The 25,675-nt window shown below is 51.6% G+C and carries 18 protein-coding genes; 8 read left to right on the top strand and 10 right to left on the bottom strand.

The window, feature by feature from the left end:
* Positions 1–53: 53 nt before the first annotated feature.
* The gene (locus RIC19_RS01745; RefSeq protein WP_350176201.1) at positions 54–566 is read right to left on the bottom strand and encodes a hypothetical protein; all 513 of its coding nucleotides are present in this window, start codon (positions 564–566) and stop codon (positions 54–56) included.
* Between the two features lie 453 nt (positions 567–1,019).
* Between RIC19_RS01745 and RIC19_RS01740 the strand changes: the two genes are divergently transcribed.
* The 3 genes from RIC19_RS01740 to RIC19_RS01730 are packed head-to-tail and all read left to right on the top strand — an operon-like array spanning position 1,020 to position 4,536.
* Positions 1,020–1,709 carry a succinate dehydrogenase cytochrome b subunit gene (locus RIC19_RS01740; protein WP_350176199.1) on the top strand — a complete coding sequence of 230 codons (690 nt, stop codon included), beginning with the start codon at positions 1,020–1,022 and terminating at the stop codon, positions 1,707–1,709.
* Between the two features lie 29 nt (positions 1,710–1,738).
* Positions 1,739–3,739, top strand: a complete 2,001-nt coding sequence (locus RIC19_RS01735; protein ID WP_350176197.1) for a fumarate reductase/succinate dehydrogenase flavoprotein subunit — start codon at positions 1,739–1,741, stop codon at positions 3,737–3,739.
* A 44-nt stretch (positions 3,740–3,783) separates the two neighbouring features.
* On the top strand, positions 3,784–4,536 hold the full coding sequence (locus RIC19_RS01730) for a succinate dehydrogenase/fumarate reductase iron-sulfur subunit (RefSeq protein WP_350176195.1): 753 nt from the start codon (positions 3,784–3,786) through the stop codon (positions 4,534–4,536).
* Positions 4,537–4,730: 194 nt separating this feature from the next.
* Here RIC19_RS01730 and RIC19_RS01725 read toward each other — a convergent pair whose 3' ends face one another.
* Both RIC19_RS01725 and RIC19_RS01720 read right to left on the bottom strand, forming a co-directional pair.
* Positions 4,731–5,954 carry an outer membrane protein assembly factor BamB family protein gene (locus RIC19_RS01725; protein WP_350176193.1) on the bottom strand — a complete coding sequence of 408 codons (1,224 nt, stop codon included), beginning with the start codon at positions 5,952–5,954 and terminating at the stop codon, positions 4,731–4,733.
* A gap of 10 nt (positions 5,955–5,964) precedes the next feature.
* Positions 5,965–6,579, bottom strand: coding sequence for a hypothetical protein (locus RIC19_RS01720; RefSeq protein WP_350176191.1), 615 nt, complete (start codon positions 6,577–6,579; stop codon positions 5,965–5,967).
* 357 nt (positions 6,580–6,936) lie between these two features.
* On the opposite strand from RIC19_RS01720, the gene RIC19_RS01715 reads away from it, so the two are divergent.
* Both RIC19_RS01715 and RIC19_RS01710 read left to right on the top strand, forming a co-directional pair.
* Positions 6,937–7,989 carry a sugar phosphate isomerase/epimerase family protein gene (locus RIC19_RS01715; protein ID WP_350176189.1) on the top strand — a complete coding sequence of 351 codons (1,053 nt, stop codon included), beginning with the start codon at positions 6,937–6,939 and terminating at the stop codon, positions 7,987–7,989.
* Positions 7,990–8,190: 201 nt separating this feature from the next.
* Positions 8,191–10,509, top strand: a complete 2,319-nt coding sequence (locus RIC19_RS01710) for a TonB-dependent receptor (protein WP_350176187.1) — start codon at positions 8,191–8,193, stop codon at positions 10,507–10,509.
* Here RIC19_RS01710 and RIC19_RS01705 read toward each other — a convergent pair.
* A complete protein-coding gene (locus tag RIC19_RS01705) occupies positions 10,491–11,243 on the bottom strand; it encodes an HD domain-containing protein (RefSeq protein WP_350176185.1) in 753 nt (250 codons plus the stop codon). The genes RIC19_RS01710 and RIC19_RS01705 overlap by 19 nt on opposite strands.
* Before the next feature lie 547 nt (positions 11,244–11,790).
* Between RIC19_RS01705 and RIC19_RS01700 the strand changes: the two genes are divergently transcribed.
* Complete coding sequence (locus RIC19_RS01700; RefSeq protein WP_350176183.1) at positions 11,791–12,921, top strand: S1C family serine protease; 1,131 nt, start codon at positions 11,791–11,793, stop codon at positions 12,919–12,921.
* A 325-nt stretch (positions 12,922–13,246) separates the two neighbouring features.
* Positions 13,247–13,957 carry a ComF family protein gene (locus RIC19_RS01695; RefSeq protein ID WP_350176181.1) on the top strand — a complete coding sequence of 237 codons (711 nt, stop codon included), beginning with the start codon at positions 13,247–13,249 and terminating at the stop codon, positions 13,955–13,957.
* Here the strand turns inward: RIC19_RS01695 and RIC19_RS01690 are convergent.
* From RIC19_RS01690 to RIC19_RS01665, 6 genes are all read right to left on the bottom strand, one after another.
* A complete protein-coding gene (locus RIC19_RS01690; RefSeq protein ID WP_350176179.1) occupies positions 13,954–15,126 on the bottom strand; it encodes a PDZ domain-containing protein in 1,173 nt (390 codons plus the stop codon). The two genes, RIC19_RS01695 and RIC19_RS01690, sit on opposite strands and share 4 nt — an antisense overlap.
* 39 nt (positions 15,127–15,165) lie before the next feature.
* Positions 15,166–16,767: an ATP-dependent DNA ligase gene (locus tag RIC19_RS01685; RefSeq protein WP_350176177.1), complete on the bottom strand. Its 1,602-nt coding sequence runs from the start codon at positions 16,765–16,767 to the stop codon at positions 15,166–15,168.
* Positions 16,764–17,786: a ligase-associated DNA damage response exonuclease gene (locus tag RIC19_RS01680; protein WP_350176175.1), complete on the bottom strand. Its 1,023-nt coding sequence runs from the start codon at positions 17,784–17,786 to the stop codon at positions 16,764–16,766. Before RIC19_RS01680 ends, RIC19_RS01685 begins: the two co-directional genes overlap by 4 nt.
* Positions 17,787–17,824: 38 nt before the next feature.
* The gene (locus RIC19_RS01675) at positions 17,825–18,202 is read right to left on the bottom strand and encodes a nuclear transport factor 2 family protein (RefSeq protein ID WP_350176173.1); all 378 of its coding nucleotides are present in this window, start codon (positions 18,200–18,202) and stop codon (positions 17,825–17,827) included.
* 2 nt (positions 18,203–18,204) lie between these two features.
* Positions 18,205–22,542 carry a PAS domain S-box protein gene (locus tag RIC19_RS01670; protein WP_350176171.1) on the bottom strand — a complete coding sequence of 1,446 codons (4,338 nt, stop codon included), beginning with the start codon at positions 22,540–22,542 and terminating at the stop codon, positions 18,205–18,207.
* 94 nt (positions 22,543–22,636) lie between these two features.
* Positions 22,637–22,999, bottom strand: a complete 363-nt coding sequence (locus RIC19_RS01665; protein ID WP_350176170.1) for a transmembrane 220 family protein — start codon at positions 22,997–22,999, stop codon at positions 22,637–22,639.
* A 241-nt stretch (positions 23,000–23,240) separates the two neighbouring features.
* On the opposite strand from RIC19_RS01665, the gene RIC19_RS01660 reads away from it, so the two are divergent.
* Complete coding sequence (locus RIC19_RS01660) at positions 23,241–25,661, top strand: zinc-dependent metalloprotease (RefSeq protein WP_350176168.1); 2,421 nt, start codon at positions 23,241–23,243, stop codon at positions 25,659–25,661.
* Positions 25,662–25,675: the final 14 nt, after the last annotated feature.

The raw sequence follows: 25,675 nt of genomic DNA, 5'->3' as shown, positions 1-25,675 counted from the left end.
CGAGGTTGGCAAGCGCGTAACCCTCCGGAAAATCAGAGGAAAGGGTGTTAAGTTTAATGAGGTTCTGCGATTTGTCCTTCCGGTAATAACTCCAGCTGATTGGCTGTGCTTTGGGTAGGGTCAAAGCCTTTGACCTGATCAAGCCGCTTCTGGCCCGATACGATATAAATCGTCCAGTCTTCTTCAATTGTTGCGACCGAGGTCGTTAACGTCTCCCCCTGCGAGAAAGTTCCTGCGATTACCCGCTTGTCAATCAGCTCTCCCTTCTTGCTGAACGTAGCCAGAGCATACTGATAAGACATCAGCATAGCCCGCCAGTAAATGATCGCATGGAAGTCGTGAGTATCCGGAATGCGCATGCACGGCACAAATTCAGTATAGTCATCCATGGGTTGCCCCTCAATTGGGAGGATGAACTGTTCGATCATCAAGGCCGGCAATGGGTCATTCTTTTGACTGAAAGCATGATGTGCTTCTTCTGCCAGCGTAATCGGCAGCGGCACTTCCGGGAACTTATCTAAAAATTGAGAAAAACTAACTTTGGGTTGCCGTTTGGGCTTATCCATAAATGTTTTAGCAATTAGCAGCGAGCTTATGTAGAGGTGGATAAATAACCTGTCAAGCTGCCGTGATTAATATCTTTTTGTATAAGTCGAAATACACTGGGCATCATTGCGGGGTTAAAAGGCTTTTCCCTGAGGTCAGGTTACGGGCGTGTTCCAAAGCCAAACAAAATACTTTTTTTTGCCACTTAGCAGCCATTTCCGCAGGATGTTTATTATTTAAACGATGCCAGGTAGTGGTTTTGTTTGCACCCCGGCACTATTTAAGAGGAGAAGTGCTGAATTTTGTTTAGTAATTTGAAACGATTCTAAATAACTTTTGCTATTTAAGTCAACCAAACAATACTTGGTGGTCTTTGTCAATATCCATAGATTTTGTTACTACTTTTACGAGAATAACTAAAAGCTATAACGAGCCTTTCGTAAAGGCTGCACACAATCGAAAAAGCAAAAAACATGAGCTGGTTTTCTAACTTTCTAACATCCTCAATCGGCAGGAAGGTCGTAATGAGCCTTACAGGGTTGTTCCTTATCATCTTTCTGCTCGTCCATCTCGTTGGCAACCTGCAGCTGCTGGCAGGCGACGGCGGCAAAGCATTCAACATTTACGCGGAGTTTATGACGACTAACCCGTTAATTAAGGCGAGTTCTTATTTGCTCTACGCGGGCATACTTCTGCATGCTATTCAGGGGTGGGCGCTGTGGCGTAAAAACCGAAAAGCGCGGGGCTCCGAGCGTTATGCCGTGAAGGTGAATAAAGTAGCTAGTACCAATGGCTTTGCGGCCAGCAATATGGGCTGGCTCGGTACTATTATTTTTGTCTTCCTCATGGTACATATGTATCAGTTCTGGCTGCAAATGAAGCTGGGCACTACGCAAATGGTCACCTACGACGGCAAAGAGGTCAAGGATCTTTACATGCTCGTATCGACTGCCTACAACAATATTGGCTTTGTGGTATTTTATGTTGTGTCTATGGTGGTGATCGGTTATCACCTGATCCATGGATTCCAGTCGGCTTTCCAGACCCTCGGCATCAACCACCGTAAGTACACTCCTTTCATACAGGGGCTTGGCAAAGCTTACGCTATTTTAATCCCACTTGGGTTCGCTATCATCCCGATCATGATGTACCTGAAGGGATAATTATCTGACAACTGCAAAACTTGATTGATATGCCTTTTCAAAGTAATACTCCTCCGGGGCCATTAGCGGAGAAATGGACGCGCTACCGCGGTACCATGAATCTGGTGGCACCCAACAACAAACGCCGCATCGAAGTCATCGTTGTCGGCACAGGTCTTGCGGGCGCTGCTGCGGCAGCTACGCTGGGCGAGCTGGGCTACAAGGTGAAAGCGTTCACTTTCCACGACAGCCCCCGCCGGGCACACAGTATCGCCGCTCAGGGTGGTATTAATGCCGCCAAAAACTACCAAAATGACGGTGATAGCGTCTATCGCCTGTTTTACGATACCATCAAAGGGGGCGACTACCGCTCCCGGGAATCCAATGTACACCGTCTGGCGGAAGTAAGCCGCAATATCATCGATCAGGCGGTGGCGCAGGGCGTTCCTTTTGCCCGGGAATACGGTGGCTTGCTGGCCAACCGTTCTTTCGGTGGGGTGCAGGTGAGCCGTACGTTCTACGCTCGCGGACAAACCGGACAGCAGTTGTTGCTCGGTGCGTATCAGTCCCTGTCGCGCCAGATTTCCAAAGGCAGTGTGAAAATGTACAACCGCCACGAAATGCTGGATGTCGTCATTCAGGATGGCAAAGCGCGGGGTATCATTGCCCGTAACCTCCTTACCGGAGAACTGGAGCGCCACGCTGCACACTGTGTCGTACTGGCTTCGGGTGGCTATGGCAACGTCTTCTACCTGTCGACCAACGCCATGAACTCCAACGCTACCGCTGCCTGGCGTGCCGTGCGCCGTGGTGCCTATATGGCTAACCCCTGCTTCACACAAATCCACCCCACCTGCATCCCGCAGTCTGGTGAGTATCAGTCTAAGCTGACCCTCATGTCGGAGTCGCTGCGTAACGATGGGCGGGTTTGGGTACCCAAAAATCAGGAAGACGCACAGGCTGTCCGCGAAGGGCGTAAGACCGGAAGTGATATCCCGGAGTCCGATCGCGACTACTATCTGGAGCGCCGCTATCCGGCATTTGGTAACCTCGTACCACGGGATGTAGCTTCCCGCGCTGCGAAAGTAGCCTGTGACGAAGGGCTTGGCGTGGCACCAACTGGCCTTGCGGTATTCCTCGACTTTGAGTCGGCCATCATGCGTTATGGGCAGGCAGAAGCCAATACCAAAGGCATCAGCAACCCAAGCGAAGCCAAGGTCAAAGAACTGGGCGAAAAAGTAGTGGAAGAAAAGTATGGTAACCTTTTCGAAATGTACGAGAAGATTACCGGCGAGAACCCCTACACCACGCCTATGAAGATTTACCCGGCAGTCCACTACACCATGGGCGGCCTTTGGGTAGACTATAACCTGGAGACCAATATCCCGGGCCTCTTCGCTACCGGCGAAGCCAACTTCTCCGACCACGGCGCCAACCGCCTTGGAGCGTCTGCATTGATGCAAGGGCTGGCAGACGGCTACTTCGTGTTGCCTTATACGATCGGGCAGTTCCTGAGCCAGGAAATCCGCACACCGGAGCTCGATCCCAATAGCCCTGAGTTTGAGCAGACGGAAAAGGAAGTGGAAAACCGCATTAATCAATTGATGAACATCAAGGGTAGTCAGTCAGTAGAAAGTTTCCACCGCCGATTGGGCAAAATCATGTGGGACTACTGTGGCATGTCGCGTAATGCAGACGGACTGGAAAAAGCCCGCAAGATGATCCGTGAGCTGCGGGAAGAATTCTACAAGGACGTCTTCGTCCCCGGTGATGCGAAAGATTACAACCCGGAACTGGAAAAAGCCCATCGCGTGGCTGACTTCCTGGAGCTGGGAGAGCTTATGATTGTAGATGCAATGGACCGCAAAGAGTCTTGCGGTGGCCACTTCCGCGAAGAGTATCAGACCGAAGAAGGGGAAGCCTTGCGCGATGATGAAAACTTCGCCTATGTCTCTGCCTGGGAATACACCGGCTGGGAGGAAGACCCCAAGCTCCACAAGGAAGAGCTGGTATTTGAAAATGTAGAGTTGAAGACCCGGAGTTACAAGTAAACACCGGCGAGCACCCCATTTCTTCAACTACAAAATCAGAGAATATGAAACTTACATTAAAGATATGGCGCCAGAAAAGCGCCAACGCAAAAGGGAAGTTTGAAACCTACACGGTAGAGGCGACCCCGCACATGTCATTCCTGGAAATGCTGGACGTCCTCAACGAGGAGCTGATCTCCAAAAAAGAGGAACCCGTTGCTTTTGAGCACGATTGCCGGGAAGGCATCTGTGGTACCTGTAGCATGGTGATCAACGGAGAGCCGCACGGTCCTATGCAGGGCACTACCACCTGTCAGCTGCACATGCGCCACTTCAAGGATGGCGAGACGATCGTGATTGAGCCTTTCCGTGCCAGCGCCTTCCCGGTCATCAAGGACCTCGTGGTTACCCGCGATTCCTTTGACCGCATTATTCAGGCAGGCGGGTATATTTCCATCAACACCGGACAGGCACAAGATGGTAATTCTATTGCCATTGAGAAGGAGACGGCTGCGAGTGCTTTTGATGCTGCAGCATGTATTGGCTGTGGTGCCTGTGTGGCTGCCTGCCCAAATGCTTCGGCTATGCTGTTCGTCAGTGCTAAAGTCGCGCACCTGGGCCGTCTGCCACAGGGTGAAGTGGAGGCCAAGCGCCGCGCTCAGGCGATGGTCAAGCAGATGGACGACGAAGGCTTTGGTATGTGCTCCAACATCACCGCCTGTGAAGCAGAGTGCCCCAAAGGCATCTCCGTCGAGAATATCGCTAAGCTGAACCGCGAGTACCTGTCCTCTGCACTGGGGTCAGAGACCACGGTCTAGCAAGCCGACGAAAATTTAAGTGAATTCGCAGGAAAGCCGCTGTCTGTTTTGGGCAGCGGCTTTTGTTTTTGGGGTGTTACTTGGATTAAATCTTTACCCTTAGCAGCCCTACCGCTGTATCATTAGCGGAATAACATTTTGCTCCCCTTCAGCCCGGATGGGGAAGTCAGGACGTTTTTCCGTGCCTTCCACATTTACGGCCTGCGCACCCTAAAGCCAATAGCATGCTTGTATGTACTGGTGAAGAACATATCCCGCTCCTCATCATAAACCACATCATTATTGTAGGCAGAGTTGTCGAACCGGTGCTCCCGGTGCAGCGTCTCTCCGGTTAACGCATCCAGGACCATGACGGAGCCGTAGCCCCAGGAGGTGAATACCAGTAAGTCCTCCTTCTCGTAGTATACCATATTGTCAGTGCAATTGGGACCACCCTTAGGATTGTTCCATATTAGCTCGCCCGTCTCCGGGTCAAGACAGGTGACATCCTCCTGCCCGTTGTTGACATACAACCGGTTTTCATGTATAAGGTGGTTTGTATTTGCCCAAATGGCCCAGGGATAATCAAATTCATACCGCCACAGCCGCGCTCCTGTCTGCACATCAAAGGCGTAAATGCTCCAATCTCCACCGGTGATGACGATGCGATTGTCGTAGACGACTGCATTTTGACCTACATTAGACATGAAACGTTCCGTTATGGAATCCATTCTCCAAATCTCATCTCCTGAGTCATAATCAATACAAATCAAATTTTGAATAGATTCTTCCGGCAGGTCATTTTCCCAAGGGTATTCGTTAAATATGATATTGATTTCTGAAGCATTGTCTGTATAAAATGCAGGTGGATTGATTAAACCATTGCTAGTTTGGTATACAACTTCTAATTCTCCTGTTGAAGGGGATAATTTAAAAAACTTTGTGTTTTGAACCGGACTGCCTAGCCCCCACACCGATCGGAAGTATAAACTGTTATTAAAAACATCGAACTTGACTCCTCTTGTCATGTTCATCGCCTTTAAATCAATCTCCCAGAGTGCCACCTTTGTATCCAAATCTATCCCTACTATCCCTCCACTGCACATACCGACATAGATATTATTGAATACATAACTTACATCAATTTCATCTTTTATAGCACCCTCATGAACATATTCCCACTCTTTCTCTCCGGTATCTTTGTTGAAGGCCAGTACCGTTGGGGGGAATCCAATATCTCCCCCAACAAGAAGTAAATCTTTGTACTGCTGTGTATTATCTGTCCCCACTATCTCCTTTTCATAATCCACCCGGGTGGCCCAAGCCAACTCGAATACAGTATCCTGTTCTACGATGGGAGGATTGGGGGAGAACGGGTCAGGCTGCCTGCAAGCCCAGAAAGTAAGGCTTACGGAAATCATTAAGGTGTATATAATCATTATCCTCATATTACCTAAATTCGGTAAAAAAGTAGCCTTGGTCAAACGCTCCAAAGCTTTCCTCAAAGATCTTTATCACCGCTTCTTCCATCTCACTATCGTTCTTCATCTGCATGTGGTTGGAGCCATCCATAAACTGGGCTTGATAGTTCATTCCCGGTCCGTTCATGGCGGATTCAGCGAGAATAAAACCGTCCGAAAGTTTCCTGACGGTTTGGGTTTCGTAGACCGTATGCTCACAGGCAAACGGGTTAGAGACGCCCCCGCAGTTAGGATCAAATCCTAGATAGGTGGTACAACTGCCTACAATACCGTCATAATCATAGTAGTCGCATCCGACTTGGACCAGGCCCGTCTGAGAAGCCCCGATCAACTCCTGCCAGGTAGGGTCGAGGGTGCTAAACCAATTGACACCTTCTCTGTAGGCATCTGCAATAGGTTCTGCGCTCGTCCAGCATAAAGGCCACCAGCCACAGTAGGCATCGTGCAGCCCTTGCCAGAAATTCATGCGGGTGACGTAAAAATCCAGTTGCTCAGCGACTTCAGCAATCCCGGCAGCATCAGATCCATCTGCATTGTATAAAGGCCATTCATTGGGGCTGGATTCCGGTAATAATGCTCGCATGGTCAAAAATTAATGTACCTGGCCTGTGCAGGTCCGGTTAAAGCCTAAAAAAGCCCAAAAAAACCAGCTTCATACAGTTTTAGTAAGCGCCAGCGCGTGCAATAATTAGAACAAATAACAACCTAAGCCAGGCAATAAGATTAATTGCTCCGGGGTGGTTGTGATTTTTTGTGTTGCAACGGTTACTTGAATGAATGTAATATACCCTCCTTCATAGGTATTTCCAAATGGCCTAAATTTTTTTGAAAAAAAAACATTGTGAATACGGATGAGGCCAAACCTTATTTATCCCTGCATGAATGAAGCCAGGGATGCTTTTCCAAAAAATCCGTACTTTCCAATCTAAAACCCACGACTATGAAGACCATGAAAGGCCCCGCCATTTTCCTCGCTCAGTTTATGGGCGATGACCCCCCATTCAACAGCCTCGATGCCATCTGTGCCTACATGGCCGGACTGGGCTATAAAGGCGTGCAAATCCCCACCTGGGAAAGTCGGCTGATTGACCTGCAGCAGGCAGCTGAAAGCCAATCCTACTGCGATGAGCTTAAAGGCAGAGTCGCTGAGCACGGGCTGGAAATCACCGAGTTGTCCACTCATCTGCAAGGGCAGCTGGTCGCCGTGCACCCGGTTTACGACAAGCTTTTTGACGGTTTCGCCCCGGAAGCGGTGCACAGTAACCCTAAAGCCCGCACCGAGTGGGCGGTTCAGCAGCTGAAATGGTCTGCTAAAGCCAGCCGTAATCTGGGATTAGATGCCCATGTGTCCTTTTCCGGTGCCCTGCTCTGGCCCTTTATGTACCCCTGGCCACAGCGCCCGGCCGGCTTGGTGGAAATGGGGTTCGAAGAACTCGCTAAGCGCTGGAAGCCCATACTCGATACCTTCGATGAACAAGGCGTGGACGTCTGCTACGAACTGCACCCGGGCGAAGACCTGCACGACGGGGACTCCTTTGAAGCATTCCTGGAAGCATTGGACGGCCACCCACGCTGCTGTATCAATTACGACCCCAGCCACTTTGTGCTGCAGTGCCTCGACTACATTCAGTTTATTGACTTTTATCATGAACGCATCAAGGCCTATCACGTTAAGGATGCGGAGTTCAACCCAACCGGGAAACAAGGCGTTTACGGAGGGTATCAGCCCTGGCTAAAGCGGGCGGGGCGTTTCCGGTCTCTGGGTGACGGAGATGTGGACTTCCGGGCCATTTCCAGCAAACTGGCAGAGTACGACTACGACAGTTGGGCGGTGCTGGAATGGGAATGCTGCATCAAAAGCCCCGAGCAGGGGGCCGCAGAGGGTGCGCCCTTCATTCAGGAGCACATCATCGAAGTGACACAGAAGTCTTTCGATGATTTCGCCGGTGGGGGTTCAGACGAGCAGCTCAACCGCGATACGCTGGGGATCTAAGACCGTATTGGGACTTTAGTAATCGGTCTGCAATCAACAATTTTTCGGTTATGCTTCGTTCCGAAAATCCTTCCCGCAAATTGCGGGACAGGCTATTTAGCTTAGGCTAAACTCCGGGTTTCGTGCCTTGCCTAACCAAAAAATTGTTAGCTTTCAACTAGAAGACCAAAATCCCAATACGGTCTAAAATCAATTATTTTCATGCGCTACGTTTACTTACTGGTTCTGCTGTTAAGCACTTTTTCACTATTCTCACAGTCCTCACCTACCCAAACCGTGAGGGGAGAAGTGCTGGAAGCAGGCACCAACGCACCGCTGACCGGGGCGGCAGTAGAGCTCATCGGCTTCGGTTCGGGTACCGTGACGGACGAACGGGGGCAGTTCCTGTTTCCGGAAGTGCCGGTTGGGCGGTACGAACTGCGGGTAACCTTCCTGGGGTATGCGCCCTTTATCCTGGCGGAAGTGCTGGTGGAATCCGGTAAGGAAGTGGTGCTGGAAATACAGCTCAAGCCGAAGCCACAGGCTTTAGACGCGGTGGAGGTGACCGCTTCCCGCAGTGGTATGCAGGTGGTGCAGCCTTTGGGCGTCAAAACCATGACCATCGAACAGGTGCGCCGCTTTCCGGCTTCTTACTACGATCCGGCAAGACTGGCTTCGGCTTACGCAGGCGTAGTCAATACCAATGATCAGGCCAATGGCATGAGCATCCGCGGGCACTCTCCCGATCACATGTCCTGGCAATTGGAGGGGCTCCAAATTCTCAATCCGAATCATACGCCCAACGCCGGCACCTTTTCCGACCGCGCCACCATGAATAGCGGTGGGGTCAATGCCCTAAGCGCTCAGCTGCTGTCGACTTCCCATCTCTACACCGGAGCATTCCCGGCGGCCTACGGCAATGCCCTGAGCGGGGTAATGGACATGCGCCTGCGGGCGGGCAATAATCAACAGCAGGAGTTTACGCTGCAGGCCGGACTGATCGGGCTGGATGTAGCTGCTGAGGGGCCTTTTTCTAAAAACAGCGAAGCCTCCTACCTGGTCAATTACCGCTATTCTACCGTAGGTTTGCTTACGCAGGCCGGCGTGAACTTCGGGGAAGAGGCGATTAATTTTCAGGATTTGTCCTTCAACCTGGTTTTTCCCGGGCAGAAGGGCGGTAAGTTTACCCTCTTTGGGGTGGGCGGTCTGAGCAGTAACTTATTCGATGGGCAGGCTGACCCCGAATTGCGAGAGTCGGATAAGGATTTGTTTGAAATCAATTTCCGGTCGAACATGGGCATATTGGGGGCGACCCACGAACAGCCGGTTGGTAAACGGGGGCTTTGGTTTACCGGGGTTGGGGTTTCGGCCGTCGATCAGGAGCGATACAGCGAGGCACTAATTCCGGATTTGCAGGAGGCACTCCCAGAGGCTTTTCTGGAGGATGATGACCGCCTGCGCTTGGTTTCCGGCCATACGTATTACCGGCACAACTTCATCCGGGGGCATCAGGCACAATTCGGGCTTCAGGTACGGGCGTTTGACCACCTTGACCAACTGGAAGGGACCGCCCCGGATGCAGCAACACAAAACGAAACCATCCTGACCCCATACTTCACCCTAAGCGGGCCACTATCGGGCAGGGTGAGCTATCAACTTGGGCTCCACCTGCCTGCTTATCTGGAATCCGAGCCCGTTTATGCAGAACCCCGGGTTTCGTTAAGCTATCAGATGGCGCCTCAGCATCAACTCTATGCGGGTTACGGGCTGCATTCTCAGATGAGTTCTCCGTACTTCCGGGCATTCGGGGCACTGTCCCCCACCCGTTCTCATCAGGGCGCATTAGGCTACCAATGGCAACCGCAACCGGCACTCAGCGTGAAAGTCGAGGCGTTCTACCATCACTTATTTAATGCACCGGTTTTTGATGTGGCGGGCAGCGGCGCCTTTACCACACTGAACGAACTCAACAGCTGGTCATGGCTGGACGGGATCATCCGGGAGGAAAAGGCAACGGGCGATAATTATGGGGTTGAGCTTTCCGTCGAACAGCTCCTGACCAAAGGCTTTTATTACCTGGCTAACCTGACGTTGTACCAGGCTGATTTCACTTTGCCCGGTGAAGCAGCTCAAACAGGCCGCTATGATGGGCGCTACATCTTCAATGCCGCGGGAGGAAAAGAATGGCAAAAGGAAACCGATAAACATACGAGGACTATAGGGCTGAATCTTCGGGTGAACTACCTGGGAGGGCTGAGGGACCTCCCGATAGATGTGGATGCTTCTGAGGCTGCAAGTTATACCCGCTTTGATTTCTCAGCCGGTTATACGGAGCAGTTTCCCGATTTTTTCCGTACTGATTTGCGGATTTACATCAAAAAGAGCCGGAAAAAGTACAGCAGTACCCTTGCGCTGGACATCCAAAACCTGACCAATCAGGAAAATGTAGCTTACACCTACTACGATATCCTCCAAAATGAGGTGTTACAGCGCTATCAGTTGAGCCTGATCCCGATTCTGACTTACCGGGTGGAGCTTTGAGGGAGGGGAGGCAGGACTTCTATGCCGGGCACCACTTGTTCAAACCAACGCAGCGGTGCCTGTACCTTATCGCCGGTCTCCGTATCACACTTAAAGAACAGGTAAAACAGCTGCAGATTGTCCCCAAGTCGGGCGAGCAGACGCTCTAAGCGGACCTGCCCCTCACCGGGCAGTTGGTACATGAAGATACAGCGCCAGGCGTAGAAGGCTTCATCGTGCAACTCGATAACATCCAGGATCGCCTGATTGGAAGTGAAACGCTCCATGTACTGTCGGGCGAGCATGCCATGATGCTTTGACCAGTCCCGGGGCGTTGCCCGCACTTCTCTGTACTTAAAGGTGTCATGTACGAGCGCGATGAGCCGCAGTTTGCGCCGGAGCGGAGCGGAGACTTTGAGGCGGTCTATATTGTCCAGAACCTCCAGGATGTGTTTGTAGATTTTTCCTTCCGGATGGCCAAACCGGGGGACACCCCAAAGCAACCCTTCCTGAAAAGCCTGGTCTTGGAGCAATGCGGCTTCTGTTTCATGCTCAGGGCTGATCAGTTGTGGTGTAGGATTGCGGTAGTCTTGCGTCATGTTGGTTAAAAAGATTAGCTGAACGTAGACATATGGATAAATAGGGTATTCAATAAACGGATACAGCACAAAATCCGTTCGCCAGGCCAGTAAATCATCAACAATATAAGGCAAAACGGCCAACCTGCCTGCGGTCAAACCGAAGCAATGAGGCATGTTTTATCCTCTTAAGCCTTGGTTTTGCTGCACCTTTGATGTTCGGGCACTTCAGCACCCATCTACTGTGGACCTGGAGTGTAGCCTCTTGTCTTCTTAGCCGTTCCTCTTTTGAAGTGTTGTCCGTAAGTGAGGGGGACTAAGATAATCATTCCGGTTGAACCCGCAAAGCGCAGGTTGGCTGGTGGTTGAGTTAAGCTACCGTTAAAGCACCGGAATGGTCATAACAAAGATTGGAGGTTAAGCGTTTTTCCAAATGTTAAAAAGGTCAGTTTAGTGGCCTTGGCAATCATCAGCGTTTATTAATGCAGATTTTGTATAGGTCATGGGTTAGGATTTTTTGCCAGATCAAGACCTGTCCCGCCAAATAGCGGGAGAGCGCCCGAAACCTCGACTTCATGTCGATACTTCGGTCTCCGGAGGGCTCTGCCCACCGGCGACGAGACACAGGCAGGCATGATGCAGAGCTGGTGAAAAAGGCAAACCAGGAGCGTACAAAATTTACGTTAATCAACGCTATCAAACGCACAAAAATATTCATCCGATTATGAAACAACTATTTGCATTAGTGCTGGCAGGCATCGTAGGCGGTTTGGTCACATTGGGTGGCTACAGCTTGCTGGCACCCCAACCCACCGCACCGATAGCTCAGGAATCTTCCTTTGCCCAAGCTGTCCGCAATCTAAACGTACCGCCCGCTAAAGCAGGGGCGCCTTTTGATTTCAAGGAGGCCGCCGCTAAAGCAATGCCTGCTGTAGTCCATATCTCCGCCAAAGTCGCTCAGCCTACCTCCAATCGTCAGGACCCCTTTCGGTTCTTCTTTGGCGATCCCTACGGAGGAGGGCAGCCGCAGGGTGGCTCCGGCTCAGGTGTGTTTTACACGAGCGATGGCTATATCGTGACCAATAACCACGTTGTAGCGAATGCAGATGAGGTGGAAGTAACGCTTTATGACAACCGCACATATACCGCTAAGGTGATCGGTACAGCAGAAAAGTCTGACCTGGCTGTCATTAAGATTGAGGGCAATGACTTTCCGACGCTCAACTTCTCCAACAGCGACGAAGCTGAAATCGGAGAGTGGGTGCTGGCCGTTGGCAACCCTTTTGACCTGACTTCCACCGTCACTGCGGGCATTGTGAGTGCCAAAGGGCGGAGTATCAACCTGCTGGGAGGTGGAAAAGCCATTGAGTCTTTCATCCAAACGGATGCGGCCGTCAACCCCGGCAATAGCGGAGGGGCATTGGTGGACGCCGAAGGACGGCTGCTGGGCATCAATACGGCTATTGCAACCCGCACCGGCGTATTCTCCGGCTACAGCTTTGCCATTCCGGTCAACCTGGTGCGCCGCATTGCGGATGATATTATCGAGTATGGCAGCTTTCAGCGGGCATTCCTCGGTGTTGAAATCTCAGAGCTGGACGGCGACTATGCCAAAGATCTAGGGCTACCCATTACGCAGGGTGTGGTGATTGAAAAGCTGGTGGAAGGCGGCTCTGCAAAAATGTCGGGGTTGTTGCCGAAAGATGTAATCGTGGGCGTGGGCAACCGGAGCATCAAATCGGTACCTGAATTACAGGAGGTGGTCGGACAAGCCCAGGCCGGGGACGTCATAGAAGTACGCGTCAACCGGAACGGGGAGCAATTGCGCCTGCCAGTGCGGCTGAAAGGCGAGTAGCATCGTACTCCGGTTTGATTGCGGAATAATCGCGGCAACCAAACACCGTTTTGTAAGAAAAATGACGGCTGTGGCCTTGCGCTTAACCACAACAAAACTTAAATTGGATAAAGGAGTTGTAAGCCATTGAAAACTAAAACAATATCGGTTTCTTTTAAGAAATCCTTAACACCGCTACAAGCAACATTCAGCATTGATTTTTAGTTAGTGGTGATAAAGAAACTTGTTTAAAGTTGGTTTTTCGTTTTGTTTTGATGCGTCTGTCTCGCTTTGCGGGGCAGACGTTTTTTATTATCTTGAAACAGTAAACCAACGAACCGATCCGATGACGGTACTGCCCCAACCTGTTTCCCTCTGGCTCAATGATCTTCTTGGGTTATTTTACCCTAATTTATGCTATGCATGCGGCCAGAATTTGCCGGCAGGGCAGTCAGACCCTGTTTGCCTGACCTGCCATTACAAGCTGCCGCGGACCGATCATCACCTGCATGCAGAGAATGCTTTTACGGAGCGCCTCTGGGGGCGTTTGGAACTGCAGTCGGCAGCGGCTTTTTTTCAGTTCGTCAAAGATGGCCGGGTACAACGGCTGCTTTACCATCTCAAATACAACGGCAAGCGGGAGGTGGGGCTATACCTCGGTAAATTGTACGGAGCAGCCCTCAAGTCTGTACCCGCTTTTCAATCTGTAGATGCGATTGTCCCGGTGCCCCTGCACCCCCGGAAGGAGAAGATACGGGGCTATAATCAGGCTGACTGGTTTGCCAGGGGGCTGAGTGAGACGATGCAGCGCCCGGTCATTTATGCACTAAAGCGGACGGTTTTCACCCAAACGCAAACCCGGATGACCCGCGCAGAACGGCAGGTCAATGTGAGCCGGGCCTTTGAGCTATCCGCAAGCGTCAGCCTGCCGGGGAAGCATGTCCTGTTGGTAGATGATGTCGTGACCACGGGCGCAACGCTGGAAGCTTGTGGCGCCCGGCTGCTACAGCACCCTGGCCTACAGCTGAGCATGGCGGCTATTGCCATAGCAGATTAGGGCTTCTCCCGGGTACCTTCCACTTTAAGATTAAGTGGTTGCTTTGACCCATTTTTAAAAACCTGCATTTGTTGGGGCACCGCAAATTGCGATTGTACACTCGATAGGTAGGCACAGTAATCGTTATACCAGCCCGGTGCCGCCCGCCGGTCAATCTGATCAATAACATCACCCATGCGCAACCCTGCTTCCCAGGCCGGGCTGCCTACAATAATAAACCCTACGGTCAGCTCGCTGACTGGCGTGAAGTGTGGCATCCAGCCCAATTGAGGTAGTGGCGCAATGGGTGGTGGTGCCTGTGTTCGGGCTATCAGACTAATGGTTTCGGTTTCAAAATTCAGGGCTACGTTGTACTGCGCCCATAAGTCGTTGCCAAGCCGGGATGCATGATTGCGTTGAACCGTAAGAAGGCCCTGCCAGGATAGCGGTCCTATTCCTACCTGAGTATCCGGAAAGATTACAGTCGTATCTATTGTGTGCGCAAAGCGGTTAATAATCCCCTGATCATAGGCCATCTGCCCGGCATCGGGTAGTTTTGGGGCTTCGATACAAAGCCCACCGCTTTGGCCTATGCCGGCTATGGCTTTGTTTTTGCCCGTGATATCAGTAACGACTTTTAGCTCCGGCTGGCCCAGGGCAGTAGTCTTGAAGTCAAGGGTGTGACTGGGAGTAGCAACTTGTGCTTGTTGAGCCTTGTCCGAAAAAATAATAAGCTGCTGATCGAAGTCGATGTACCAGTTGCAGTGGCGTATAAGATTGGCACCGATCACACCGGCTTCGGCAATACACTTGGGGGCTGCATATCCGTCGTAGTCTATAATTTCCACAGGGACTGAGGGGAAGGAAACATTGCTTAGCCGCAAGGAGTCCAGTCGTGCAAGCGTGCCGGGCTTGATGCTTTTGGGGAGCCCCAGGTACTCCCGGGTAGCCTGAGATATGGTACTGACCGGAGCGCCACTGTCCCAGATAAAGTCCAGTGGCATTGTCCGGTCATTCAGGCGGGCGCGCACCACCATGAACCCTTCCCGCAGCTCAAAGGGCAGGGTATCCTGAAAAATAGTTAGTGCCGGCGAACCAGCCTGATAGATTTTTTGATTCACCGAGGGGGTACAGGCGTAAAAAAAGCTAAGTACCAGGATGAAGCCAAGAGCAAAGTTTGTTCTGATCATGAGATTGATGGGATTAGAAAGGCCAAAAATAATAGTTTTTCAGGCACCCTCTTCATATAGCGTCAACAACTGATGTAAATCTTCCAAAGTGTTAGCTTCCCGCAGGGGCTTGTCTTTGCGCCATCTGGAAATCCGGGGAAACCGGAGCGCTACGCCGGACTTATGCCGGGTAGACTTCCGTATGCCTTCAAAGGCAATTTCGAAGACATGGGCAGGCTCCACGCTGCGCACCGGCCCGAAGCGGTCAATGGTATTCCGGCGTACCCAGGCGGTAATTTCCCGGAACTCCTTATCCGTCAGCCCGGAGTAGGCTTTCGTAAAGGGTACCAGCGTTTTTCCATCCCATACGGCGAAGGTGAAGTCGGTGTAGAGATTAGCCCGCCGGCCATGCCCGCGCTGCGCGTAGATCATGACTGCATCAATGGTTAGTGGATCTACTTTCCATTTCCACCAGTCGCCTTTTTTACGGCCGGCGCGGTAGGGGCTGTTTTTGTGTTTCAGCATCAGCCCTTCACTATGGTGCTGCCGGGCATTTTGCCGTTCCGGCTCCAGTTCCTGCCAGTCCGAAAAAGCGACCCTTTCGGAGAGGAGTACGATGCCGTGGGTCTCAGTTTGATCGAGCAGTTGCTCCAGCAGAGCCCGGCGTTCCTTCATAGGACGCTCCCGGATATCCTCGCCTTCCCATTCCAGCAGGTCATAAGCCACGAGGACCACCGGGGCCTTTTCCAGTATTTTCTTCGTGATATTTTTACGGCCGATCCGGGTTTGTAAGTCATTGAAGGTTAGTGGCTGCCCATCCTGATAAGGCAAAATTTCTCCGTCGATCACGGTTCCGTCGGGTAGTATTTCAGCCAGCGGGTGGTACTCCGGGAATTTGTCCGTTACCAGCTCTTCGCCTCTTGACCAGACAAAGAGCTCGCCTTTTCTGACGATAAGCTGCCCGCGTATGCCGTCCCACTTGCGCTCAACGAACCATTCACTGGGAGCCCCCAGGTCTTCCGGCCCTTCTTCCAGCGCATAAGCCAGGTAAAATGGGTAAGGCTTGGAGACGTCCTCCAGGGGGTCTTTGGTCAGGATGAGGTCTTCAAAAGTCGTCTTATCGGGCGTCCAGTTGCCCATGATACGGTGGGCGAGGGTGTTTTCATCAATCCCGGTAGATTTGGCAAGCGCCCGCACCATCAGTTTCTGAGAAACGCCGATACGGAACCCTCCCATAATGAATTTATTGAAGACCAGGCGTTCAGTATAGTCCATCTGCATCCAGGCATCAGTTACGCGCTGCTTTTTCTCCGCCTCCTCTAGTTTGTCCAGTGCTTTGATGTATTCAATCCAGTAGGTAAGCCCTTTATCATTGCTGCTGAGGGCTTTGGGGAGCGTGAGTGCGATGGCTTCGCTCAGGTCGCCTACGACGTGGTAGGACTCTTCAAAAAGCCAGAGCGGGATACCAGCCAGTTCCGCTGCCCAATGCCGTAGCAGCGTCGTATTGACGGTACGCCTGGGGCGGCGGTGGGAGAGGATCGCTACGGTCCAAAGCCGGTCCTGATCATTGGCCTGATCGAAAAACCGGGCGAGCTCTGCCACCTTGGTATTGGTCTTGGTGGTTTGGTCCAGCCGGGTGTATAGATTGGCAAATGCTTTCATGCGTCATTATCATTTTCAGCATCCTCTTTATCCAGGGATTCGCCCTCGTACTCTGTATCGGCTTCCCACGCATCAAGACCACATTCGTCCCGTAACCAGCGTGCAAAAAGATTGGTGTAGCCGTGGGTCACTGCGACACGCTCGGCGCCTGTGGCTTTGATCGCCTCATTGAGCTCATTCCAGTCGGCATGATCGGAGAGGACAAAACCCCGGTCCGCTGCACGGCGGCGGCGGGTGCCGCGCAGGGCCATCCATCCGGAAGCAATACCTACGGAGGCAGACCTGAAACGGCGCATCCAGTTAGAGCCTGTAGCAGATGGGGTTGCGAGTACCAGCGCACCTTCAAAGTCGTCGGGCTTGTACTGTTGTGTAATACGTTGGGTATCGGGCAGCTTCACCCCCTGCTTCCGCATCACCTGTGTGGTCTTTTCGATCGCGCCGTGCGTAAAAATCGGGCCGATGCTATCATCAATGCCGTGCAGCAACCGTTGTGCTTTGCCCAGAGCATAGGCGGCCAGAACACTGACCTTGCCCTGCGCTTGATTTTGCCGCCACCAGTCATTGATCTCTTCAAAAACCGTTTGCTGCGGTTTCCAGCGGTAAACGGGTAAACCGAAAGTGGACTCCGTAATGAAAGTGTGGCAGCGTACCGGCTCAAAGGGTTCGGAAAGGCCGTCGGGCGCAACCTTGTAGTCGCCGGATGCTACCCATATTTCCCCCTTGTGCTCCACTCGTATCTGAGCGGAACCCACAATATGGCCTGCAGGGTGGAAAGAAAACCGGACACCATTAATGGTCGTCGTTTCTCCAAATTGGACCGTCGACAGATTGATGTGCCCCAGCCGGTACCTGATCACCGGAGCAGCGGTGGCTGAGCAGAGGTAATGCTGATGCCCCCAGCGGGAGTGGTCGGCGTGCCCGTGGGTGATGAGCGCCCGGTCGACCGGACGCCAGGGGTCGATGTAGACATCAGCGGGCGGACAGTAGATGCCCTTATTGGTGAATTCGAGTAAAGCCATAGGAAGTTGCAATTGCAGTTTTACAACGCAAATATAGCCTAGGTGTTTTGAGTACGCTGAAGAGCAGGCCGGGTTAGAGAAGCGTCATAAATGATTTTGAGCTTTATGATCTTTCCCGCCGCATTAAAGTGGAAGATGTCCACACAATCAAAGCGGACCTGCTCGCCGTTGGCCAGCGTCCAGTGATAGAGGAAGTTTACGGCGGCGTGAGAGGTGCCGGGTGCCTGAAAAACGTTCAGGAGTTCGATGTGCGAAGCCTTGCTATCTTTTAAAAGATCGGCATAAAAGATTTTAGCGGTTTTTTTTCCGTAGAGCGGAGAATAGACTACGGCTGCCGGTGCGAAGAGCTCAAGCAAAGCGGGCAGGTCCCCCTTGCTCAGGGCATCAAGGTAGGCAAGAATGAGGGCCTCCTGCATGGCTAGAAATTTTTGTGCAGCGTGAAAATAAATTTTGCACCCGCTTCCGGCTTGGATTCTACCCAAATATCCCCACCATGCTGTTCCACGACCCGTTTGCAGAGCGCCAGCCCAATACCCGAACCTGGGTAGATTTTTTTACTGTGGAGCCTGCGGAAGAGCTGGAAAATATGACCGTGGTGCTCCTTGTCAATACCAATACCATTGTCTAGTACTGAGAACTGCCAGTGATCCCCGAGATCTTGAAATTCAATGGTGACTTCCGGCTTGACCCCCTTCGCCTGGAACTTCACACCATTCGAAATCAGGTTTTGAAAAAGCTGTCCAAGCTTGGTGGGGTTACCATTTAGAATAGGGAGAGGCCGTTTGATAATGATGGTGGCATTCTTATCATGGATAAGCCCACGCAGTGACTGCTGTACCACCTCAAGCAAGCTATTGAGGTCTACCTCTTCGAAGGCCGGGTCTTCGCTATTGGTAAAACGGGCAAACTCCAGCAAGTCCTCGATTAGCTTATTCATGTGAGTGGCGCTCTTACTGATGAAGTCGAGGTAGGAGTTGGCGTCCTCATCGAGTTGATTCTCGTACCGGTGCTTCAGGAGCTGTGCAAAGCTATTCATCGTGCGGGCAGGCTCCCGCAGGTCATGGGAAACGGTATGCGCGAAGTTCTCTAATTGCAAGTTGCTGTTGACGTAGCGGGTAAGCTTTTCGTTGTTATGATCAAGCTCCCTAAGCTTTTTTTGCAGGGCTTGCTGCGCAATCTTCAGCTCGGTAATATCCCGGACGACCACAATGGCTTCGGAATCGTTGATACTGTTCACTCGGGCTTCGTAGAAGCGCATGCCTCCTTCAAGATACATAGGGTATTCAAAGGACTCTACGTCACCTTTTACGAGTGCTTTTTTAAGGTTAATTTTTAGGGCCTGAGCAATATGTAGGGGTAAGACTTCTTCCACTTTTTTGTTCAGGAACACTTCCGGGGGCACTATCAGGTGCGGAGCATCACCTCTGGGGGCAAAAAAGCTGATGAATCGAAGGTTTTTGTCAATGCGGAACTTCAAGTCGGGCAGCGCATCGAGTATAGCACGTTGCAGGTCTTCGCTTTCCAGAAGTGCATGCTGGGCTTCCATTCTGCTGGTAATGTCTTCGATAGAGCAAATGATGCTCTCCGGTTGGCCTTTGGCATCCCTGATTATGCTGATGAGCAAATTACTCCAGATAACTTTGCCGCTTTTGTGCCTCAACTGTCGCTCAAAGTGATTGATGGCGCTGTCCCGCTTGAAGGACTCCATAAGGCCTTCAAAAAGCTTTTTTTCAATGCTGAGCGTATTCAGTTCAATACCGGTGAGCTCAGCTTTGGAATAACCTAATATCTGACTGGCCATTTCATTGACCTTTTCTACGGCACCTTCTTTATTACAGAACAGAATACCCAAAGGGCTATCTTCGTATAGCGTACGGAAAAAGGCTTCACTCTCTTCCAGTGCGCGCTCCGCCGCTTTGCGGTGGTCAATATCGATGTGTATTCCTGCCACCCTTAACGGTTTACCATCCTTGTCACGGCTCATGACCTGTCCTTTGTCATGCACCCACTTCCATTTACCGGCTTTGGTCCGCATCCTGATCTCTACGTCGAATAGCTCCGTTTTCCCTTCGAGTTGAGCATTAAGGGCCTTGTTGAGCAAGGGGGCATCATCCGGGTGGATGAGTTCAAAGAAAGTCTTAGAGACGGGCTCAATTTCCTCAGGTTTAAAGCCCAGCATCCCACCCCAGTGGCGGTTATAGAAACATTCGTCTGTTTGGATGTTCCATTCCCAAAGCCCCAACTTGGCAGCATCAAGAATGAGCTTGGTACGCTGCTGACTTTCTTTAAGAGCGATTTCTGTAGCCTTGAGTTCAGAAATATCCACGGTAATACCGGTAGCCTGTGTTGCGAGTCCATGTTCGTTGCGTTCGGTTACTTTGCCTGTATCGTAAACCCAGTGGTATGCCCCTTTAACATCCCGGATGCGGTAGTCCAGCCGGAAACGGTCAGATGCTCCGGTTTGTAAGTGGAAGCTTTCCTGCAATCGGTAAACATCATCGGGATGGAGGTACTTCACCCAGTCTTCATAACGATCGGTAAGCAATTCAGGGGCATGGCCCAGATGCTTGAACATGAGCGCATTATTTGAGACCTTTTGGTTTGGTATGTCCCACTCCCAAATACCGATGCGTGAGCCCTCAATCGCCATATTCAGTTTATCCTGGCTTTGTTTGAGTTCCAGCTCTGTTTGCTTACGTTGGTGAATGTCAATCAACAGGCCCGCATAGTGTTTTTTACCATTAAACTCATATTGTTCGCCCCGGGCATAAGCCCATTTGTAGCTTCCGCTTTTGGTCTTGAGCCGGAGTTCAATATCAAAACTTTCGCCCTGTGCAATTTGCTGTATTGCATATTTGAACCCTGTATTCTGGTCTTCAGTATGAATCAGTTCATACAGATTTGGAGTAGACAATTCGAACGCTCCCGCTTCATACTCCAGAATTTTGAAAAACGTAGGAGAGACTTTGACCGCTTCTGTTTCAAGGTTGAGTTCCCAGAACGCCACCAATGCACTCTCCGAGACCATATTGAGCAGCTCTTGCTGAGCGGTGAGCTGTATCATGGCTTCTTTTTGGGAAGTGATGTCTATAAAAATCCCACTCGCCTGCACCGGATACCCTTTTTCATTCCAGGCAAGGGGTCTGCCGCGGTCGAGTACCCATTTATACGTCCCGTTTTTGGCGCGCATCCGCATCTCATACTCAAAAACCTGAGTGTTATTCCGCAGTTCCAGGTGTTTGGTCACCTTGGCAATAAACCCTGGAAAGTCATCCGGGTGAATGAGTTCATTAAACTTTTTGTTAGGGGTAGGAGTAGGGAGTTCGGAAGCCTCATAGCCCAACATCTGCCAGAAGTAGTCATTAAACCGGGCGATCTTCCCCGGAAGGTCCCAGTACCAGGTGGCAACCTTGGCACCTTCCAAAACGAAGTTCAGCTCTTCGCGCTGTTCAAGTAGAGAGAGCTCCATCTGCTTGCGGGCGGTAATATCTAGCTGCCCGCCCCAGATACCCACCATATGCTGGTTTTCAAAAACGCCAACCACGTGGTTGTTGAACCATCGCTCTTTTCCCTCAGGTGTGATTTTGTGGGTTTCAAAATCCTTGATTTTGAAATTGTTTTTGAAGAACTGCAGCGTCGTTGCCTTGTTTAGGGGCTCTCCTTCTCCTTTGTGCAAGTCGGCTACCCTTTTTCCAATAAGGGTCTCCGGAGCATCCAGCCCATACATTTCAGCCAGGGCTTTGTTGCATTCCGCAATGCTGGCAGACTGATAGTAGCGCTCTACCTGCTCTTCGGGCGTAATACCTTCAAGAGGAACAGGTGAGTCGCATTTCACATAATAGATGCCTTCCTCAGCGTGCTTGATGAAGTTTTCATACCGCTCCCGGCTTTGCGCCTCCTGTTCTTTGATGCGACGCCATAGCGATACATCAAGCGATAAGCCAAGGACATTATTGGTGCCTTCTTCGTCTTCGCTGGATACAGGTATCTTTAGCGTCTGTAAGTGTATCTCTTTGCCACCCGGGGTGATTATTTTATCCTCAGGTAGCCAGACAGATGCGCCCTCGTTCAGTACGCGCATATCTTCTGCCCGGTACCGCTCTACTTCTTCGGTATAAGGGTTGAAGTCGCTATCCTTCTTGCCAATCAGTTCTTTTACCGGTACCCCGTAAATTTCAGCTACCCGTTGATTGACCAACACGAAACGGCCCTCTCGGTCCTTTGAAAAAACAAGCCCAGGGATATTGTCGATGATTTTCCGAAGGTAGTCCCGTTGTACTTTGATTTTGTTCTCCTGCGCAAAACGGGACATAGCAATGCTCAGCCCTTCAAGATAAGGACAAAGCTGCTGGAAGGCACCCTCCGTGGTGACGGGCGTTTCTGCGATAAAAAAACCTAAGCTTTCTCCATTTATTTCCACCGGGGCACATAGTATTTTATGCGACCCGGATTCAGAAGGCAGCTCCAGGAATGATCCGCCTTGCTGTATCCTGTTCCAATGTTCAGACCAGTCTAAAGCAGCTGGCTGATTGGTGACCTGCCATTGGCTATCCGCGTTTAGGTGCATACTCAGCACCAGCGATGCCTCGGAATGTTTTTTAGGATGGATACGATAGACCCAGACGGCGCGTGCGTTGATCAAAGAGGCTACCTCGGGTACGGTCGCTATTACTCCTTCGTACAACGAAGTGGATTGCTGTAGGGAAAGTACTGATTTTAAAAGTATCTGTAAATCACTTTGGGTTTGAATGGGCATTTCTGTGCATTAAATGTTCGAACCATCAGAGCCTGTAATTTATTGATTTTTCTGCTCAGATACAGGTTTACAGGAAATAATAATTGAACCTTTGCTACGTCCAGCCTTTTCGCCCCCGAATGAGGTAGCCCCCAAGCACCAGTGCACAAAGCATGAGCCCCAGAAACTCCCGGGCCAGCTCGATGTGGGGCTGGTCCGTTTTCATTTCTTCCGCTATAGAAGGGGTGCCCATTGTTATCCACTCCAGAAAAGCCGGGAATAGCTGTATCCCCCAGATTGCAATAATGCCGAGTCCTGCAATGGCCAGCCAGCGGAAGGGCTGCCGGAAAAAGGCAAGCAGGGCTACCGCGCTCACACCAATATAAAGAGCGACCCAGCCCCAGGGGTCAGGATCGTTGAGCTGGAAATAAGCGAACAGCAGAAATAAAGCCGCTACAACCAGATGTCCATTTTTCATACGCCGGGTATTTTGTTGACTGGGTAAGACTATGTTTGGAGCAGGGTCGTCATGAAAGTCAAGGAGTTGTGGCTCTGGCTAAATTTTTCTGGCGCATTTGGCGGGCCAAATAAGCTAAAAAAGATGACGCCAGAGCCTGGCCCGAAGCAGTGTGGGGTTCATAAGTCCTTAGTTTGCAATAGGACCAAGCTCCAAACATAGTCTAAGTCCTTAAATTTCTCTATTTTTAAGCAAAAAGGCAATGACAAAATACCTGCTGTCTGCTATTCTTTTGGGTTGGGCTACACTTCTGAGCGCACAAATGCCAAGCATTGCAGAGAAAACCAAAGGGCTAGAGGCTCAAAAGGGGTTCTTCACTTTCTACTACGATTCGGAAGAAGGCAAAATATGGCTGGAAATTGAAGCCATGGGGCAGGATATACTCTATGTCAATAGCCTGACAGCGGGCTTGGGGTCTAATGACATTGGGCTGGACCGCAACCAACTGGGGGACACAAGAGTTGTCCGCTTTATCCGGGAGGGGCCTAAAGTCTTGCTGCTACAGCCTAATCTCAAATACCGGGCAAATACCGATAATACTTTGGAGCGGCAGTCTGTCGAAGAGGCCTTTGCGCAGTCCGTACTTTGGGGCTTCAAAGTGGCCGCAGCGGAAGAGGGGCGGGTCCTGATTGACTGGACTCCGTTTTTGATGCGGGACGCCCACGGGGTATCCCAGAGCCTTGAGCGCAAGGGGCAGGGCGTTTTTAAGTTAGACCAGGAACGCAGTATGTTATGGCTGGAACGGACTAAGAACTTTCCGAAGAATACAGAATTTGAAGCCTTGCTGACCTTCACGGGTGACCCGAAAGGGCAGGAGTTGCGTTCGGTTGCTCCCACGCCGGCTTCTTTTGCGGTACGCATGCACCACGCTCTGGTCGAACTACCGGACGATGGCTTCGAGCCCCGGCGGTTTGCCCCCCGATCGGGCTATTTCCCACTCACGTACCAAGACTATGCAGTGCCTATTGAAGCGCCACTCACCCAGCGGTTGATTTACCGGCACCGGTTAAAAAAAGCCAACCCGGAAGCGGAGCGGAGCCGCCCGGTGGAGCCCATTGTTTATTACCTCGATCCGGGCGTGCCCGAGCCTGTGCGTACAGCCTTGCTGGAGGGCGCCAGTTGGTGGAACGAAGCCTTCGAAGCCGCCGGTTTCATTAATGCTTTCCGGGTGGAAGTCTTACCAGATGGAGCAGACCCTATGGATGTGCGCTACAACATCATTAACTGGGTGCACCGCAGTACCCGGGGCTGGTCTTATGGCACCACTGTAGCCGACCCGCGCACCGGGGAGATCATCAAAGGCCATGTCTTATTGGGCTCACTGCGGGTGCGCCAGGATTTTCTGATCGCGCAGGGGCTGGTAGAAGCCTATGAGTCTGGAGCAAACGCCGATCCCAGGCTGAAGGAGATGGCACTGGCCCGGCTGCGGCAGCTCTCTGCACACGAGGTGGGGCATACCCTTGGGCTGGCGCACAACTTTGCCGCCAGCGTCAACGGCCGGGCTTCTGTAATGGACTACCCCCATCCTTTTCTGCAATTGGAAGAACAAGGCGGTATCGACTTCTCGGAGGCCTACGATACCGGGATAGGGGCGTGGGATAAAGTAGCCATTAATTATGGTTATTCGGAATACGCTCCGGGCACCGACGAAACGGAGGCTCTGAATGCAATCCTTGAAGCGAGCATTGAGGATGGGTTGTATTACATCTCTGATGATGGGGCACGAGCTGACGGCACTGCTCACCCATTAGCCCATTTGTGGGATAACGGTGCGGTTGCACCAGAAGAACTGCACCGGGTTATGGATTTACGGCGTGAAGCCCTGGCCCATTTTAGTGAAGCGAACATCCCCAGAGGAGCGGCTATGGCTACCCTTGAGCAGGTCTTTACGCCCCTGTATCTGGCGCACCGCTATCAGGTTGCAGCTTGCAGTAAGTTATTAGGCGGCTATTACTACACCTATGCCCTGAGGGGAGATGGGCAAACGGCTATTCGGCCCGTGCCGGAGCCTGAGCAAAGTGCGGCAATGCGTGCATTGCTCAGGACTGTAAAGCCCAGCGAATTGCTGATTCCGGCTGATCTGCTAAACCTACTGCCTCCCCAACCTATGGGGTACAGTCGTGGGCGGGAGTACTTTGAGCCCCATACCGGTACCATCTTTGACCCCACAGCGGCAGCCGCAGCAGCCATCGACCACACCCTGACGTTGATGTTGCACCCGCAGCGGCTGGCACGCGTAGCCAATCAGGAAGCCCAGGGGGTGCTTCAAACCATACATCTTGACCGCTTCGTGGAAGCTTTGTGGAAAACAATGGATGATGCTAATACGCCGGCTGAACGCAGTATTGCCAGGGTCGGGCAAAAACGATTGATTTTGCACTTGCTACGCCTTGCGGGGGATTCAAAAGTGGCCCCACAGGTTGCAGGCGCGGCGGGCTATCAGATCGATACCTTTGAGCAGGGCTTCAAAAAGCAGCTTACGGGGCAGCCCGACCGGCAGGAACGGGCGCATCTGAGTTATATGCTGGGTGAAATCCGGAAGTTTAAAACAGCTCCCGGCGCGTATCAGTTGCCAGATGCACCACGGTTGCCGGATGGCTCTCCAATTGGCTGTGGAAGATAGTACGCAAGACAGAA

Origin of the sequence: Phaeodactylibacter sp., assembly GCF_040219495.1 — a bacterium.
Taxonomy (GTDB): domain Bacteria; phylum Bacteroidota; class Bacteroidia; order Chitinophagales; family Saprospiraceae; genus Phaeodactylibacter.
This window is presented reverse-complemented; position numbering and strand designations above follow the sequence as displayed.